Annotated in this window: 16 protein-coding genes; all 16 read left to right on the forward strand. The window is 72.2% G+C overall.

Translation table 11 applies throughout. The annotated features are described in order from the left end of the window. The first annotated feature begins 88 nt into the window (after positions 1-88). The 16 genes from IEY33_RS16645 (at position 89) to trmB (ending at position 15,016) form a co-directional block, all read left to right on the forward strand. Positions 89-340, forward strand: a complete 252-nt coding sequence (locus tag IEY33_RS16645; protein WP_188964419.1) for a hypothetical protein — start codon at positions 89-91, stop codon at positions 338-340. Positions 341-456: 116 nt separating this feature from the next. After that, positions 457-1,500 carry a rod shape-determining protein gene (locus IEY33_RS16650; RefSeq protein ID WP_188964420.1) on the forward strand — a complete coding sequence of 348 codons (1,044 nt, stop codon included), beginning with the start codon at positions 457-459 and terminating at the stop codon, positions 1,498-1,500. Positions 1,501-1,598: 98 nt separating this feature from the next. Next, positions 1,599-2,042 carry a 3-hydroxyacyl-ACP dehydratase FabZ gene (fabZ, locus tag IEY33_RS16655; protein WP_188964421.1) on the forward strand — a complete coding sequence of 148 codons (444 nt, stop codon included), beginning with the start codon at positions 1,599-1,601 and terminating at the stop codon, positions 2,040-2,042. A gap of 7 nt (positions 2,043-2,049) precedes the next feature. Then, complete coding sequence (locus tag IEY33_RS16660; RefSeq protein WP_188964422.1) at positions 2,050-3,186, forward strand: LptF/LptG family permease; 1,137 nt, start codon at positions 2,050-2,052, stop codon at positions 3,184-3,186. Next, positions 3,183-4,388 carry an MGDG synthase family glycosyltransferase gene (locus tag IEY33_RS16665; protein ID WP_188964423.1) on the forward strand — a complete coding sequence of 402 codons (1,206 nt, stop codon included), beginning with the start codon at positions 3,183-3,185 and terminating at the stop codon, positions 4,386-4,388. The genes IEY33_RS16660 and IEY33_RS16665 overlap by 4 nt, the downstream gene beginning before the upstream one ends. Next, complete coding sequence (locus IEY33_RS16670; RefSeq protein WP_229671100.1) at positions 4,375-5,157, forward strand: polysaccharide deacetylase family protein; 783 nt, start codon at positions 4,375-4,377, stop codon at positions 5,155-5,157. The genes IEY33_RS16665 and IEY33_RS16670 overlap by 14 nt, the downstream gene beginning before the upstream one ends. Beyond that, positions 5,154-5,894, forward strand: coding sequence for a class I SAM-dependent methyltransferase (locus tag IEY33_RS16675; protein WP_188964424.1), 741 nt, complete (start codon positions 5,154-5,156; stop codon positions 5,892-5,894). The genes IEY33_RS16670 and IEY33_RS16675 overlap by 4 nt, the downstream gene beginning before the upstream one ends. Before the next feature lie 157 nt (positions 5,895-6,051). Next, on the forward strand, positions 6,052-7,533 hold the full coding sequence (locus IEY33_RS16680; protein WP_188964425.1) for a carboxylesterase/lipase family protein: 1,482 nt from the start codon (positions 6,052-6,054) through the stop codon (positions 7,531-7,533). Between the two features lie 49 nt (positions 7,534-7,582). Further along, entirely contained in the window at positions 7,583-8,788 is a 1,206-nt protein-coding gene (locus IEY33_RS19500; RefSeq protein WP_188964426.1) for a YkoP family protein, read from the forward strand. A 99-nt stretch (positions 8,789-8,887) separates the two neighbouring features. Continuing rightward, a complete protein-coding gene (locus IEY33_RS16690; protein ID WP_188964427.1) occupies positions 8,888-9,118 on the forward strand; it encodes a FeoA family protein in 231 nt (76 codons plus the stop codon). Continuing rightward, positions 9,115-11,349, forward strand: coding sequence for a ferrous iron transport protein B (feoB, locus tag IEY33_RS16695; RefSeq protein WP_188964428.1), 2,235 nt, complete (start codon positions 9,115-9,117; stop codon positions 11,347-11,349). Before IEY33_RS16690 ends, feoB begins: the two co-directional genes overlap by 4 nt. Positions 11,350-11,386: 37 nt before the next feature. Then, positions 11,387-11,686, forward strand: coding sequence for a helix-turn-helix domain-containing protein (locus IEY33_RS16700; RefSeq protein WP_188964429.1), 300 nt, complete (start codon positions 11,387-11,389; stop codon positions 11,684-11,686). Between the two features lie 60 nt (positions 11,687-11,746). Next, positions 11,747-12,241: a type III secretion system chaperone family protein gene (locus tag IEY33_RS16705; protein WP_188964430.1), complete on the forward strand. Its 495-nt coding sequence runs from the start codon at positions 11,747-11,749 to the stop codon at positions 12,239-12,241. Positions 12,242-12,358: 117 nt separating this feature from the next. Next, positions 12,359-13,231 carry a sulfurtransferase gene (locus IEY33_RS16710; RefSeq protein ID WP_188964431.1) on the forward strand — a complete coding sequence of 291 codons (873 nt, stop codon included), beginning with the start codon at positions 12,359-12,361 and terminating at the stop codon, positions 13,229-13,231. A 58-nt stretch (positions 13,232-13,289) separates the two neighbouring features. Then, positions 13,290-14,036: an FAD-dependent oxidoreductase gene (locus tag IEY33_RS16715; protein WP_188964432.1), complete on the forward strand. Its 747-nt coding sequence runs from the start codon at positions 13,290-13,292 to the stop codon at positions 14,034-14,036. Then, complete coding sequence (gene trmB, locus IEY33_RS16720) at positions 14,033-15,016, forward strand: tRNA (guanine(46)-N(7))-methyltransferase TrmB (RefSeq protein WP_188964433.1); 984 nt, start codon at positions 14,033-14,035, stop codon at positions 15,014-15,016. Before IEY33_RS16715 ends, trmB begins: the two co-directional genes overlap by 4 nt. The last annotated feature ends 30 nt before the right edge of the window (positions 15,017-15,046 follow it).

Consider the following 15,046-nt stretch of genomic DNA (forward strand, 5'->3'; position numbering starts at 1 on the left):
CCTGAAGGTGATCTTCGTGCGATTCTTCACGGCCCTCACCCGCAGAGCCCCTAGAATGCCCCTCAATGTCGATCCTCTGGACCCTGCAGTGCGCGCGTTCCTGATCCTTCTGACCCTGCTGTTCAGCGTGGCGGCCGTCATGCTGGCCGCCCTGTCGCTCGGGTCGGTCGCGAGCCTCAACTCGGCCGTGCCCGCCTCGCTCGGCGCGCTCAGTGCCGCCGAGGGCCTGCTGTCCGGCCGCCTGCACATCCCGCTCGACGCGTTCTGGCGCTCGCTGGCCTGGGCGGGCGCGTGCTGCGCGTGCGTGTGGCTCGCCGCGTACCTCAAGCCGCGCCCCTGAAGCGTCACGGTGGGCGGCCCCGGCGTGCCGTTCTCGGCCCGCGCCCTTCTCCTGTCCCTCTCACCTCGCATGTTAGAGTGTGATGCTTGCAGAGCCGGGCCTAGCGGAGGGCATGAGTGAGATTTTCTGAAGACATTGGCATCGATCTTGGAACCGCGACGTTCCTCATTTACAGCAAAAACCGTGGCCTGATCCTTCAGGAACCCAGCGTCATCGCCATGACCCGCGACACCAAGGAAGTCATGGCGGTCGGCGAGGAAGCCTACCGCATGCTCGGGCGCACGCCCGGCAACATCGTGGCGGTCCGGCCCATCAAGGACGGCGTCATCGCCGACGAGGGCCTCACCGAGAAGATGATCACCATGTTCCTGCAGAAGGTCCGCGGCGGCGCGGGCCGACTGCTGGGCCTCGGGCCGCAACTCATGGTCGGCGTTCCCAGCGGCGTGTCCGACGTGGAACGCCGCGCCGTGCTGCGCGCCGCGCTGAACTCCGGCGCGAAACGCGCCTTCCTGATCGAGGAGCCGATGGCGGCCGCGATCGGGGCAGGCCTCAAGATCGCCGAACCGGTCGGCAGCATGGTCGTCGACATCGGCGGCGGCAGCACCGACATCGCCGTCATCAGCCTGGGCGGCATCGTCGTCAGCGAGTCGCTGCGCGTGGCGGGCAACGAGTTCGACGAGAGCATCATCCGGTACGTGCGCCGCACGCACAACGTCATGATCGGCGAACGCACCGCCGAGGAGATCAAGGTCAAGGTCGGCGCCGCCACCCTCCTCACCGACGAGGACAACCTGATCGCCGAGGTGCGCGGCCGAGACCTCATCAACGGCCTGCCGAAAACCATCTCCATCGAGAGCCGCGACGTGGTCGCCGCCCTCGAAGAGCCCGTCATGAAGATCGTGGACGGCGTGAAACGCGTGCTGGAAATCACGCCGCCCGAACTGGTGAGCGACATCATCGACCGCGGCATCGTCATGACGGGCGGCGGCAGCCTGCTGCGCAACTTCGACGAGATGCTGCGCCAGGCGACCGGCATTCCCGTCGCCGTCGCCGAGAACGCCATCGAGGCGGTCGCGGTCGGCACCGGCATGGCGCTCGAGATGATCAACAGCAACCTCCGTCACCACCTCGTCAGCAGCGACAACTACCTCAAACGCTAACGCCCGCAGCAGCGGCGCGGCAGTCGCGCGGACCCGGCCAGCAACCCCAGCAATGAAGGTCTGCACCGCCGGGTCCGGCGCGTTTCACCCCCACCACCATGACTGAACCCCACACCCCCACGTATCCGCTCCACATCCAGCAGGTGCTGGACGTGCTCCCCCACCGCTTCCCCTTCGTGCTCGTGGACCGCGTGCTGAGTGCCGGCGACGGCCACGTGCACGCCATCAAGAACGTCACCATCGGCGAGCCGCACTTCCAGGGTCACTTCCCGCAGGAGCCCGTCATGCCGGGCGTCCTGATCCTCGAAGCGCTCGCGCAGGCCAGCATGTTCTGCCTGCCGCTCGCGCCGGGCACCATCGGCTACCTCGCCGGGATCGAGGGTGCGCGCTTCAAACGCAAGGTCGTGCCGGGCGACACCCTGCACCTGCACGTGCAGCTCGAATACTTCCGGCGCGGTCTGGGCAAGACCGTGTGCCGCGCCGAGGTGGACGGCGTGGTCGCCGCGCAGGCCGAGATCCTGTTCGCGGTCGGCAAGGCCTGAGGGCAGGGTGCGACTCACCCGCTACGTCACCCGCGAACTGATCCCGCCCCTCCTGGCCGGAACGCTGCTGTTCGTGGCGATCCTCAGTTTCGGGTACTTCTTCATCAGTGCGCAGTGGCTGACGGGCGTGTCCCCCCTCCTGATCGCCCGCTGGATCGGATACCAGCTGCCCGACACGCTCGTCAAGGTCCTCCCAATGGGCGTGGTCCTGATGGTGGTGGTCGCCTTCGGCCGCCTCTCGAACGAACGTGAACTCGTCGCGGTCCAGTCGGGCGGCATCGGGCTGGGCCGCGTCGCGCGTCCCGTGGGCGTCATCGCGGCCCTCGCGGCCCTGCTGTCCATCTGGCTGTCGCTGTGGGTCGCGCCGCGCGCGAACGTCGAGACGCGCGGCCTGTACTGGGACACGCTCACGCAGGCGGGCCTGACGCAGCTCGTCGGGAAGCAGGTGGACCTCGGCGCGGGCCTCAGCCTGTACCTGCGCGGGTACGACCCCGCCACCCGGCAGATGCAGGGCGTGCGCGCCGAACGCTGGAGCGCCTCCGACCCCCGGCAGGGCACCGTGATCTTCGCGGACCACGGCACCTTCGAGAACAACGTCCTGCACCTGCAGGGCTACAGCGTGTACACCCTGAACTACGCGCAGATCCCGGCACTGGCCGCCGCCACGGACCCCGCCGCCCTCCCGGCCGCCGTGCAGCGCGTCTTCACAGCCGTGAACACCCCCGACTCGGCCACCTCCACCCTGACGCTCGACACGGGCCTGTCCCGCAAGCAGACGCTCGCGAAGTACGCGGACGCCATCGGCGCGGACGCCGAAGGCTGGCCGGAACTCATCACCAAACTCACCGCGCCCGGCGTGCGGGACGCCGACCGGCAGAACGCGCGCCGCGAACTGAACCGCAAGCTCGCGCTGCCGTTCGGGAACCTCGTGCTGGCGCTCACGGCCCTGCCGTTCGCGCTGAGGTTCGGGCGGAGCCTGGGCGTGTCGCTCGGCATCGCCCTCCTGATCGCCGTGGCGTACTACCTGCTGTTCGTGGCGGGCCTGACCGTGGCGGGCAGCATGCCGAACCTGCCGGAGCCCGGCATCTGGCTCGCGAACATCGTGTTCGCGGTGGGCGGCCTGCTGCTGCTGAGGCGCGCATGAAGGTCCGCATCTACTCCGCGTCGTTCGGGAGCGGGCACCACCAGGCGAACGAGGCGCTCGGCGACGCGCTGCAGGCCCGCGACCCCCGCGTGCGCGCCCGGCACACCGACTACCTCACGCACCTGAGCGGCTTCGAGCGCGGCGTGATCCTCGGCTTCTACCTCGGCTGGCTGCGTTACGCGCCCGGCATCTACCGCTGGTACTACCGCTTCACGGACCGGCCCAGCGAACCGCAGCTCATCAAGGACGGTTACCGCTGGCTGGGGCGCGGCAGCATGCAGCGCGAACTGCTGCAGGACGTGCCGGACCTCGCCGTGAGTTCCTACCCCACCCCGGCCGCCGTGACCGGCTGGGTCCGCGACCAGTACCGCCTGAAGTACCTGAACGTCCTCGTGGTCACGGACTACCGCATTCACGAGCACTGGGTGCGGCAGGAAGCGGACCTGGTGCTCGTCCCGACCGAGGAGGCGCGCGGCCAGATGATCGCGCGCGGCATCCCCGAAGGGCGCGTGCGCGTGACCGGCATCCCCATCAACGCGCGTTACGCGGCCCTGATCGGCACGGCGACCGACCCCGGCGCCCGCGCCGCACTGCGTCAGCGGCACGGCCTGGATCCACACCTGCCGCTGCTGCTCGTGTCGGGCGGCGGGCAGGGCACGTACCGCAGCCTGAACGTCCTGCTGGGCGAGCTGGGCATGCTGGGCAGGCCCGTGCAGGTGCTCGTGCTGGCGGGCGCGAAACGTCCGGGCCGCACGCAGCTGGGCGGCGCGACCATCCACTGGCTGGGCTTCACGACGGACTTCCCGGAACTGCTGGCCGCGTCGGACCTCGTGGTCGGCAAGGCGGGCGGCCTGACGGTCGCGGAGGCCACCACGCTGGGCGTCCCGATGGTCATCTACGACCCGATTCCCGGCCAGGAGGAACACAACGCCGAGTACCTGGAGCGCGGCGGGGCCGCCGTCTGGGCGCGGACGCGGACAACGCTGCGCCCGGCGCTGCTGCGCGCCCTCGACCCGGACGAACGCGCCCGCATGAGCGCCGGGGCCTTCGCGCTGAGCGTGCCGGACGCCGCCGACCGCGCCGCACGCGTGATCCTGGAGGCCACCGCACAGCGCGCCCAGGCCACGGCCGGGACCCAGGCCACCGCCGATACGCAGGCCACCCGCCCCACCGACCCGGCCCCCTCCCGTGACACGGACTGACGGCCCCGCCCCGCTCGCCGTCCTGAGCGGCACGCTGCTGCTCGCCCTCGGCGCGTACATCGGCGTGCCGTACCTGCTGGTGCAGTGGCGCAACCTCGGCCTCGTCCGGCACGGACACGGCGGGACGCGCACCCTCGCCCTCACCTTCGACGACGGCCCCGACCCTGCCAGCACGCCCGCCGTCCTCGACGCCCTCAAGGCCGCAGGCGTCCACGCGACCTTCTTCGTGCTGACGCCCGCCGCGCACGCCCACCCGGACCTCACCGCCCGCATCCTCGCGGAAGGCCACCAGCTCGAACTGCACGCCGTCACGCACCGCCACGCCTGGACGCGCCGCCCCTGGCGCGCGTACCTCGACCCGTTGCGCGGCGCCGCGCAACTCGCGGCCCTCACCGGCCGCCGCCCCCGCTACCACCGCCCGCCGCACGGCGCGTACACCCTCGCGACCCTGCTCGGCCAGCGCCGCGCCCGCCTGAGAGGCGCGCACTGGAGCGTCGAGGCGCACGACTGGCACCCGGACTTCACGCCGCAGGACGTGCACGACCGCGTCCTCGCGCAGGCCACGCCCGGCGCGGTGATCGTCATGCATGACGCCGGGCCCGGCGCGCGCAACACCGTGCCTGCCCTGCCCGGCCTGCTCGCCGCCCTGCAGGCTGCCGGGTACGCCCTGCACACCCTCGATACCCTGCCCGGCCTGCGCCCCCTCGGCCTGCGCGGCGCCCTCACCCGGCACGCCCCCACGGCCACGCCCACCGAAGGACCACGATGAACTACGACGACTTCGCCGACCTGTACGACCACCAGTACGACCTGTACCGCGACGACCTGCACCTGTACGGCACGCTCGCCGACCGCGCCAGCGGCCCCATCCTGGAGATCGGGTCCGGCACGGGCCGCGTCACCGCGTACCTCACGCGGCGCGGCGCGGACGTCACGGGCCTGGAACCCTCCGCAGGCATGATCCGGCACGCACAGCAGCGCGCCGAACGCGACGGCCTGACCCTGCAGATCGTGCAGGGCGACATGCGGACCTTCCAGCTGCCGGAACGCTACCCGCTCGTCATCGCGCCCTTCAACGCCCTGATGCACCTGTACACCCCCAACGAACAGCTGCAGGCCCTGCAGAACATCCGCGCGCACCTGCAGCCGGGCGGGCAGTTCGTGTTCGACCTGTCCGTGCCGCGCTACGGCGCCGCGAACACCATGCGGCACGAGGGCGAGACCTTCCACGCGAACGGTGCCCGCACCGACGTCTTCCTGGTGCAGCGGCACGACGAGGTGAAGCAGGGCATCGTCACCGAGTACCACGTGGACACCACCGCCCCCGACGGCACCCTGAAACGCCGCCACTACACCCTCACGCAGCGGTACTACACCCGTTACGAGGTCGAGTGGCTGCTGCGCTGCGCGGGCTTCGAGTCGCCGCGCGTGACAGGCAGCTTCCAGGGCGGCCCGCTCGACACCTTCAGCGACGTGATGGTCTTCCACACGCGCCGCAAGGACTGATCCGGTGTTGAGCTGAACGCCCGGAGTCCAGCCGAGCAGAACGTGAAGCCGCCGCCCGGCCACGGGCATCAGACCGGATGACTGGCCCTCAGGGGAGCGCCGTGCGTGGCGGGTGAGGGCCGGGGTCCGGTGCGGGCGCGGGTGCTAGCCTGACGGCATGGACGCCCTGCTGCGCGAGACGACGACCGGCCGCGTGCGCGGGCAGCGCGTGCAGGGGTCGGGGGGCGGGCGGGCGCTCGCGTGGCTGGGCGTGCCGTACGCCAGTCCGGCCGTGGACGCCCTGCGGTTCGCGCCGCCGCGCCCGCATCCCGGCTGGGCGCGCGTGCGGGACGCGTCACGGTACGGGCCGGACGTGCTGCAGCCGCTCGACCCGTCCGTGACGCTCACGGCGTCGCGCGAGGGGAGCCTGCTGCTGAACGTGTGGGTGCCCGAGGAGAACCCGGACGGGCGGCCGCTGCCGGTGCTGTTCTGGATGCACGGCGGCGCGTTCCGGGGCGGCAGTGCCCGGCAGTACGACGGGCGGGACCTCGCGCTGCGCGGCGCGGTGGTCGTGACGGTCAACTCGCGGCTCGGGCCGCTCGGATACGCGAACTTCGGTGAACTGTTCGGGGACGCGCGTTTCACGCCGAACGCCGGGTTTCAGGATCAGGTGGCGGCGCTGCACTGGGTGGCCGCGAACGCCGCCGCCTTCGGCGGCGATCCGGCGCGCGTCACGGTGGCGGGCGAGTCGGCGGGCGCGGTCGCGGCGGCCCTGATGCTCACGCACCCGCGCACGCGGCCACTCGTGGCGGGGGCCGTCCTGCAGAGCGGCGCGCTCAACCAGGTGAGCGGCCGGGACAACAGCGTGGACATCGCGCGCGCGTACGCGGACGCGCTCGGCGTGCGCCGCGACAACCTGAACGACCTGTGGACCCTGCCGCCCGGCGCGTTCCTGCGTGCCCTGCACGCCCTGGAGCGCGTGCGTGCGCGCAGGCTCAACTCGCGGCCCTTTCTGGACGGGCACTGGCTGCCGGGCAGCGAGGCGGACCTGCTGGCCGCGCCGCGCGCCGACGTGCCGCTCCTGATCGGCGCGAACCGCGAGGAGTACTCGCCGTTCGTGAAGCTCCCGGACCGCATCTTTCCGCGCACGGACCGCACGTACCTCGCGAACGTGCTGGACCGGCAGGCGACGCCGGAACAGACGCTGCGGGTGCTGGCCGCGTACCCGGACACGCAGGCGGGCCTGGTGGCGCTGGGGACGGACATGTTCTTTCACGTCCCGAACGACCGGTTCGTGGACGCGGTGCGGCCCGGGCACGCGTCCGGCACGTGGCGGTACCGTTTCGACTGGGGCACGCGCCTGTTCGGGCTGGGCGCGGCGCACGGCATGGAGCTGCTGTTCCTGTGGCCGCGCCCGATGGGCAGCGCGACCCGCGTGATGCGCGGCCCGGACGGCGCGGCTGTCGCGGCGCTCGCGGAGCGCATGCAGCGCGCCTGGATGACCTTCGTGCGCGAGGGGCACCCCGGTCCGGACTGGCCGACGTACACGGCCGCGCACCCCAGCGTGGCGTTCCTGGGTACGGACGGGCGGCTGCCGGGGGATGCGGGGGACGCGGAGCGGCGGCACGTGTGGCGGGACGTGCGGCCCTTCATGCCGTGACGCGCGGCCATGAACGCGGTCTTCATGGCCATGCTCTAGACTCCACCTCATGAAGTCCAACCGTGACCCGTCCGGTGTGCGCGTCGCCGCCGTGCTCGGCGTGCTGCTGCTCGGCGTGGCGGCCGTGCAGTCGGCCCTGCGCCTGAGCGGGCTGGGCGTGCTGCGGCGCGGGCGGAGCCTGACGCCCGCCGTGGCGCTCACCTTCGAGCCGGGTCTGGACGCGCGCCTCACGGGTCGGCTGCTGGACGCGCTGGCCGGGGCGGGCGTGCAGGTGACGCTGCTGTGGGACGCGCGCACGCTCGACCGGCAGCCGGAACTGCTGCACCGCGCGGCCCGTGAGGGCCACGAGGCGGGCCTGATCGCGGGCCGTCCCTGGTCGCTGCCGTGGCGGCTCACGGCGCGGCTGGAGCGCAGCCGTCAGCTCGTGCGGGCGCACACGGGGCGGGAGGCGCGCGTGTTCCGCAGCGGCGCGTCGCCGCTCGTGACGCTGCTCGTCTCGCGCGCCACCGGGCTGCGCGCCGTGGACGGCTGGGGCAGGCTGACGTGGGTCCCGGAACCGCACGCGCGGCACCTGCGGCCCGGCGCGGTCGTGCAGGTCGGCCCGCTGGACGACGCGGGCGTGACGCGCCTCCCCGCGCAGCTCGCCGCGCTGGCCGAACAGGGGTACCGCGTGACGGGCGTGTGGGACCTGCCCGGCACGCGCCCGGAACGCCCGCGCGACCTGCCCGCCACCCTGCTGCAGGGCGTGGACGTGCTGTACGACCGGCTGGGCCGCATCCGGCGCGTGGGGGCGCACGCGAGCAGCCTCTTCCGGGTGGGCGTCGCCCCGTACCCGCTGGCAGACGTGACGCTGCCCGCGCCGGGCCTCCCGGACGGCCTGACGGTCCGGCACGGGGAGCGACTGGTGGAGTTCCACCTGGACAGCGCGCGGCTGGTGGAGCTGGCCGCGCGTCCCGTGGCGGGCCGCAAGGTCGTGCAGCACTCGGTGCATGACCTCGCGGCCGCCGTGCGCGACGACCCGGCGTGGAACACGCTGCCCGCCGTGTACAGCGTCAGCATCTTCTCGCACGTCCTGAAGCTGTACGGGTTCACGGTGCTGGAACTGCCGCTCCCCATGCGCCGCCGCCTGACGTGGTGGTCGCGCACCCTGCGCCGCGCGTACGGCGTGGCCGACCCGGAGCACGTGCACGTCCCGATGCTGGCCGTCATCAGCCGCGAGGAACTGGTGCGGCGGCACGGCACGCGGCGCGGCTGACACGGCCGGGGAGTCTGCCGCTGCCGTCACGGGGGCGGCAGCGAAGGGCAACTCCTGTCACTTGTGTTCCCCACAAACCGGATTAAGATAGTCTGGATTATGTCCGAGACCACCCTCGATACCCTGCGCCCAGGAGAGGCCGCCCACGTGGTGTCGCTCACGCCCGGACACCCGCTGCGCCGCCGCCTGATGGAACTGGGCTTCATCCGGGGCGCGCGCGTCAGCGTGCTGCGCACCGCCCCGATGGGCGACCCGGTCGAACTGCGGATCGGTGGGACGGAACTCGCCCTGCGCCGCCAGGACCTGCTGAGCATCCGGGTGCGCCAGTGACGGTCCCGCACCCGGAAGCGCCGGCCGCGCCGCCCATCCACGACGCGGCCGCGTGCCTGCAGACCGTGTCGCGCCTGCGTGCGGCCCGCGACCCGCGCGCCGTGATCGTCGGGAACCCCAACGTCGGCAAGACCACCCTCGTGAACGGCCTGGCCGGCACGAACCTCAAGGTCGGCAACTGGTCCGGCGTGACCGTCGAGAAACGCGAGGCGAAACTCACGCACGCGGGCCGCAACGTGCAGCTCCTCGACCTGCCGGGCGCGTACTCGCTCAGCCCGCACACGCCCGAGGAACTCATCACGCGCACCGCGCTGCTCGACGAGGCGCCCGAAGTGGCGATCAACGTGCTGGACGCCGGGAACCTCGAACGCAACCTGTACCTCACGCTGCAGCTCATGGATTTCCGCCTGCCGATCGTGGTGGCGCTCAACCTCGTGGACGAGGCGCGCGACAAGGGCGCCGCCGTGGACGCTGCCGCGCTGGAGCGCCTGCTGGGCGTGCCGGTCGTGGAGACCGTCGCCAGCCGCGGAACGGGCCTGGGCGACCTGATGGGCACGGCCCTCGACCGCGCCGAGGTCGGGCAGGGCGTCACGTACCCGCCCGTCATCGAGGCGGCCGTCACGGCCCTCGTGACGCGCATGCAGGCCCTCCCCACCCTCCCGCCGCACGCGCACCGGTACCTCGCGCTCGCGCTGCTGGAAGGCGACCCCAGCATCCGCGGCCGTCTCGCCGCGACCGGCCACGCCGCCCTCCTGGACGCCGCCGACCACGAACTGCGGCACTTGGACGCGAGCGGCGAGGACGCCCTCATCACGGTCGCCGAGGCCCGCTACGCCCGCGCCGCGCAGATCGCGCAGGGCGCCGTGCCGCAGGTCGTGACGCGCCGCACCCTCACCGACCGCCTCGACACCCTGGCCCTGCACCGCTGGCTGGGCATCCCGGTGTTCCTGCTCACGGTGCTGCTCGTGTTCCGCCTGACCTTCAGCGTCGCCGCGCCGTTCGTGGACCTGATCGGTGGCCCGCTGCAGGACACCGTGTCCGGCTGGGCGGCCGCCGCGCTCGCGTGGGCGCCGTACTTCGTGCGGGAACTCGTGGTGGGCGCCATCATTCCCGGCGTGGGCACCGTCCTCAGCTTTCTGCCGACGCTGCTGGTGCTGTACCTCGCCATGAGCTTCCTGGAGGACAGCGGGTACATGGCGCGCGCCGCGTTCCTCGCGGACCGCATGATGCGCAGCATCGGCCTGGACGGACGCGCCTTCATTCCGCTGATCCTGGGCTTCGGCTGCAACGTGCCCGCCGTGTACGCCACCCGTACCCTCGAGAAACGCAGCGACCGCGTGCTCGTCAGCATGATCCTGCCGTTCATGAGCTGCTCGGCGCGCCTGCCGGTGTACATCATCTTCGCGGCCGCCCTCTTCCCGAAGCAGGGCAGCGTCCTCGTGTGGTCCATGTACGTGCTCGGCATGCTCGTCGCGTTCGCGTTCGCGTTCGTGCTGCGCCGCACCACCCTCAAGAACGAGGGCGGCGGCGTGCTGCTGGAACTCCCCCCGTACCGCCTTCCCGCCGCGCGCGTCCTGTGGAAGCACGCGTGGCGCCGCACCGCCAGCTTCGCGCGCCGCGCTCGCACCACCGTGATGGGCACCGTCGCCGTCGTGTGGCTGCTGCTCGCCATTCCGGCCGTGAGCGGCGGGAAGTTCGCGACCGTCCAGCCGCAGGACAGCCTGTTCGGGACGGTCAGCACCTGGATGAGCCCCGTGTTCGCGCCGCTGGGCTTCGGGACGTGGCAGGCGACGGGCGCGCTCGTTCCGGGCTTCGTCGCGAAGGAGGTCGTCGTGGCGACCCTCGGGCAGATCTACCTGGGCGAGCAGGCCGCCGCGCCCGCCCCGCTCGGCCTGCTGGACGGCCTGAAGACCGCCGCGACCGGCACGTGGGACGCCGTGAAGGCCAGCGTGCAGGCCATCCCGACCGTGCTGGCCCTCCCCAGCCTCGGCGCGGACGCCTCGCAGGACGCCCGCTCCCCGCTCGCGGCCGCCCTGGCGCGCGCCTTCACGCCCGCGTCGGGCCTCGCTTACCTGGTGTTCGTGCTGCTGTACACGCCGTGCATCGCCACGGTCGGCGCCATCCAGGCGGAACACGGGCGGCGCGTCGCGTGGGTGACGGTCGCGTACCAGATGGCGACCGCCTGGGTCGCGGCGCTCCTCGTGTACCAGATCGCGAGGCACCTCCTGTGACGTCCCTCCCCACCTGTCCTGCCCTGCCGGTGAGCGCGTGAGCGCCCCGAGACTCACGTCGCTGCTGTCCGTGCTGGCGGGCGAGCCGCGCACCCTGCCGGAACTGAGCGCCGCGCTCGGCAGCAGCCTGAGCGCCATCGAGGGCATGCTGCAGACCCTGCTCGGCAGCGGCTACATTCAGGACGCGTCCCCGAAAGCGGACGGTTGCGCCTGCAACGGCTGCAGCCTGAGGAGCATGTGCCGCAACGCGGACGGCAGCGACCTGCCCTCCCTGAACCTGCTGCGCCTCACGCCGCGCGGCGAAGCGTACCTCGCCCGCCAGCCCCGCCCCAACTGAACCCGGACCGCCACCCCCAAAGTCTGAACCCGCTTCACCCTGCATGAACTAGCATGAGCCATGAACAGAACGGCGCTCACGATTCTGGCCCTGAGTCTCACGCCCGCCCTCGCTGCCACCACGCCCGCCACCGCGCCCACCCCCGTCATCACGACCGTCACACCGGAACTGATGCTCGCCATCGTGCAGGGCGCCGGATACGCCGCCAAGCTCGACAAGACCGGCGACAACCCGGAAATCACCATCACCCGTAAGGGCCTGGTCGACATCTACCTCAACCTGCACGACTGCAAGACCGGCAGCTGCACCGAGACGGACGTGTACACGTACTACTCCGCCGACGACCTCGACACCCCGCCCGAGGAGAGCGACATCTCCGACTGGAACAGCAAGCACTACACCCAGGCGTACATCGACAGCGGCGACGACGACAGTGTCAACCTCGACAGCCTGTACATGTTCAAGGGCGGCTTCACCAAGGCCAACTTCCTGAACTTCCTGAACACCTTCAAGAAGGACGCCGACAGCTTCGACAAGATGCTCAAAGGCAGGTAAGCAGGCTGGCGTACAGGACGGAACTGCACGGCACGCCAGCGTGTCGGTGAGTGGGGGGGACGTGGCGTTCGGGCCACGTCCCCCCGCTGTCCTGTGCCGGGCGGTCTACCATGGGGCATGACCGTTCCCGTGTCGTCTCCACTGCGTTCCGCCGGGTGGCTGCTCTCGCGGCTGCAGGAGCCCGGCCTGGTCGTCCTCGATTGCCGTTTCGTGCTGACGCAGCCGGACGCCGGTGAGGCCGCGTACCGGGAGGGGCACGTGCCGGGCGCGGTGTACGCGCACCTGGAGCGCGACCTGAGCGGCCCGAAACGTCCGGGCGGGGCGGGGGGCCGTCACCCGCTGCCGGACCCGGGGGTGCTGGCGGACTGGCTGGGCGCGTCGGGCGTCACGCCGGGCAGCACGGTGATCGCGTACGACGACCCGACAGGCGGGCACGGGTTCTACGCGGCGCGCGCGTGGTGGCTGCTGCGCTGGCTGGGGTTCACGCGGGTGTTCGTGCTGGACGGCGGGCTGCCCGCGTACGTGCAGTCGGGCGGGACGCTCACGCGGGACGTGCCGGTGCCCGCGCCGGGATACGTGACGCCGCACGTGCAGCCGGACTGGGTGGTGGACGCGGACGGCGTGCAGGGCCGCGCGCCCGGCACGCTGCTGATCGACTCGCGGGCCGCTCCGCGTTACCGGGGCGACGCGGAACCCATCGACCCGCGTGCCGGGCACGTGCCGGGCGCCGTGAACCGCGACTGGGCAGGGTCCCTGGATGCGGGCGGCGGGTGGCGCGCCCCGGACGAGCAGGCGCGGCGGCTGGCGGTGGGGGACGCGCCCGTCATCGTGTACTGCGGGTCCGGCGTGAGCGGCGCGGCGAACCTGCTGGCCCTGTCGCTCGCGGGCCGCCCGCCCGGCCCGGACGTGCAGCTGTACGCCGGAAGCTGGAGCGACTGGTCGAGCGACCCCGCGAGGCCCGCCGAGGTCGGCGACCCGCACGCGCCCTGACGCACCGCGCGGTCACGCACGCCGGGCCGCGCCGCAGGGTGGTATCCTCCTTCCCGAAATGCTGACGCCCGTCTCCCGCTCCCGCCCCCAGCCCGGCCACCTGTACGACGTGGCGGTCGTCGGGGCGGGCCTCGCCGGCTGCGAACTCGCGTTCCGGCTCGCGCAGGGCGGTCAGGACGTGCTGCTCGTCTCACAGGCCCTCGACCACCTCGGGAACCTGTACGCGCCCACCGTGCAGGACGCCGCCTTCCCGGACGGCACCCTCTTCGCGGACGTGGCCGCCAGCATCCTGCCCGGCACGGACGGCTGGGTGTTCCACCGCGCCCTCAAGGCCCGCCTGGAAGGCACGAGCGGCATTCACCTCCTGCAGAGCTGCGTGACCGCGCTCGACGAGGACGAGCAGGACGGCACCGTCACCCTCTCCACCTGGGAAGGACCGCCGCTGCGTGCCCGCCGCACCGTCCTCGCCGTGGGCGCCTTCCTCAAGGCGCGCCTCCTGGTGGGAAGCGGCATGGAGGACGCCGGACGCCTCAGCGAGGTCGCGTACGACTTCCTGGCCGACGACCTCGCCGCGCGCGGCGTGTGGCTGCAGCCCGCCGAGCGCGCCACGCAGGACCTCGACCCGCCGTACGAGGTGCGCTTCCTGACCGTCCCGCAGGCCGAACTCGACGGGTTCCGCCTGCGCCGCAGCGACCACGTGTACGCCCTCGGGCAGATGACGGGCGGCCCGCACTCGTACGCCACCGTCCTCACGGCCGCCGCGCAGCTCGCCGCCGAACTCCTGCACGACCCACACACCCCATGATCTACCAACTGTCAGACTTCCACTTCCCGGACACGCCCGCCCGCCTCTTCCCGGACACGCCGGACCGCCCCCTGTACCTGGAGATCGGTTTCGGGGACGGCCGCTTCTGGCCGCACCACGCCGCGACCTTCCCGCAGGCCCCCAACTACCTGGGCGTCGAACTGTCCGGCGCGAGCCTGCAGAAAGCGAACGCGCGCCTGAACCGCAGCGGCCTCACGAACGCGCACCTCAGCAAACTGCCCGCGCTCGTCATGCTGGACGCCGTGATTCCCGAAGCGAGCCTGGACGGTATCATCGTGAACTTCCCCGACCCCTGGCCGAAAAAGGACCACCTCGACCAGCGCCTGCTGCGCGCCCCGTTCTTCCGGCTCGCCGCGAGCCGACTCAGGCCGGGCGGCGCGGTCCTCTTCACCACCGACCACGAGGAGTACTTCGAGTTCGCGTGCCGCGAGGCCGAACAGAGCGGCGTGATGCGCACCGAGCTGCGCGACCCGCCGCCCGCCGCACTCGAAACGAAGTACGCCCTGAAATGGCGTGAACTGGGCATCGGCGCGCAGCACGCGCGCTTCGTGCCGACCGCCGACCCGCACGCCCTCGCCGCGACCCTGCCGCGACCGGACATCCGCGCGCTGCCCCTGGAGGACCAAGCCTTGCCGCACGCCATCGTGACCCTGCCCGATCCCTTCGACCTCACGGACTTCGAGAAGGGTGCCGTGCGCGGCCCCGGCCACACCGTCGTCCTGCTCGACGCGTACCGCAGCCTGCGCCGCCACGAGTACACCGTCCTCGCGCACGTCGAGGAGGGCGAACTGACGCAGGAGGTCCTGGTCGGCATCACGCCGCGCGCCGACGGGTCCACCCTGGTGCGCCTCGCGAAGTTCGGCGGGCCGATCATCACGACCGGCGTGAAGGCCGCCGTGGCCGCCGTCACCGCCGAACTCGTCAAACGCGGCGCGGTCATCACTCACCTCGGGTACTGACCGACCGGAAGAATCAGGAGAGGAGACCCG

This window comes from Deinococcus aquiradiocola, from assembly GCF_014646915.1.
Taxonomy (GTDB): domain Bacteria; phylum Deinococcota; class Deinococci; order Deinococcales; family Deinococcaceae; genus Deinococcus; species Deinococcus aquiradiocola.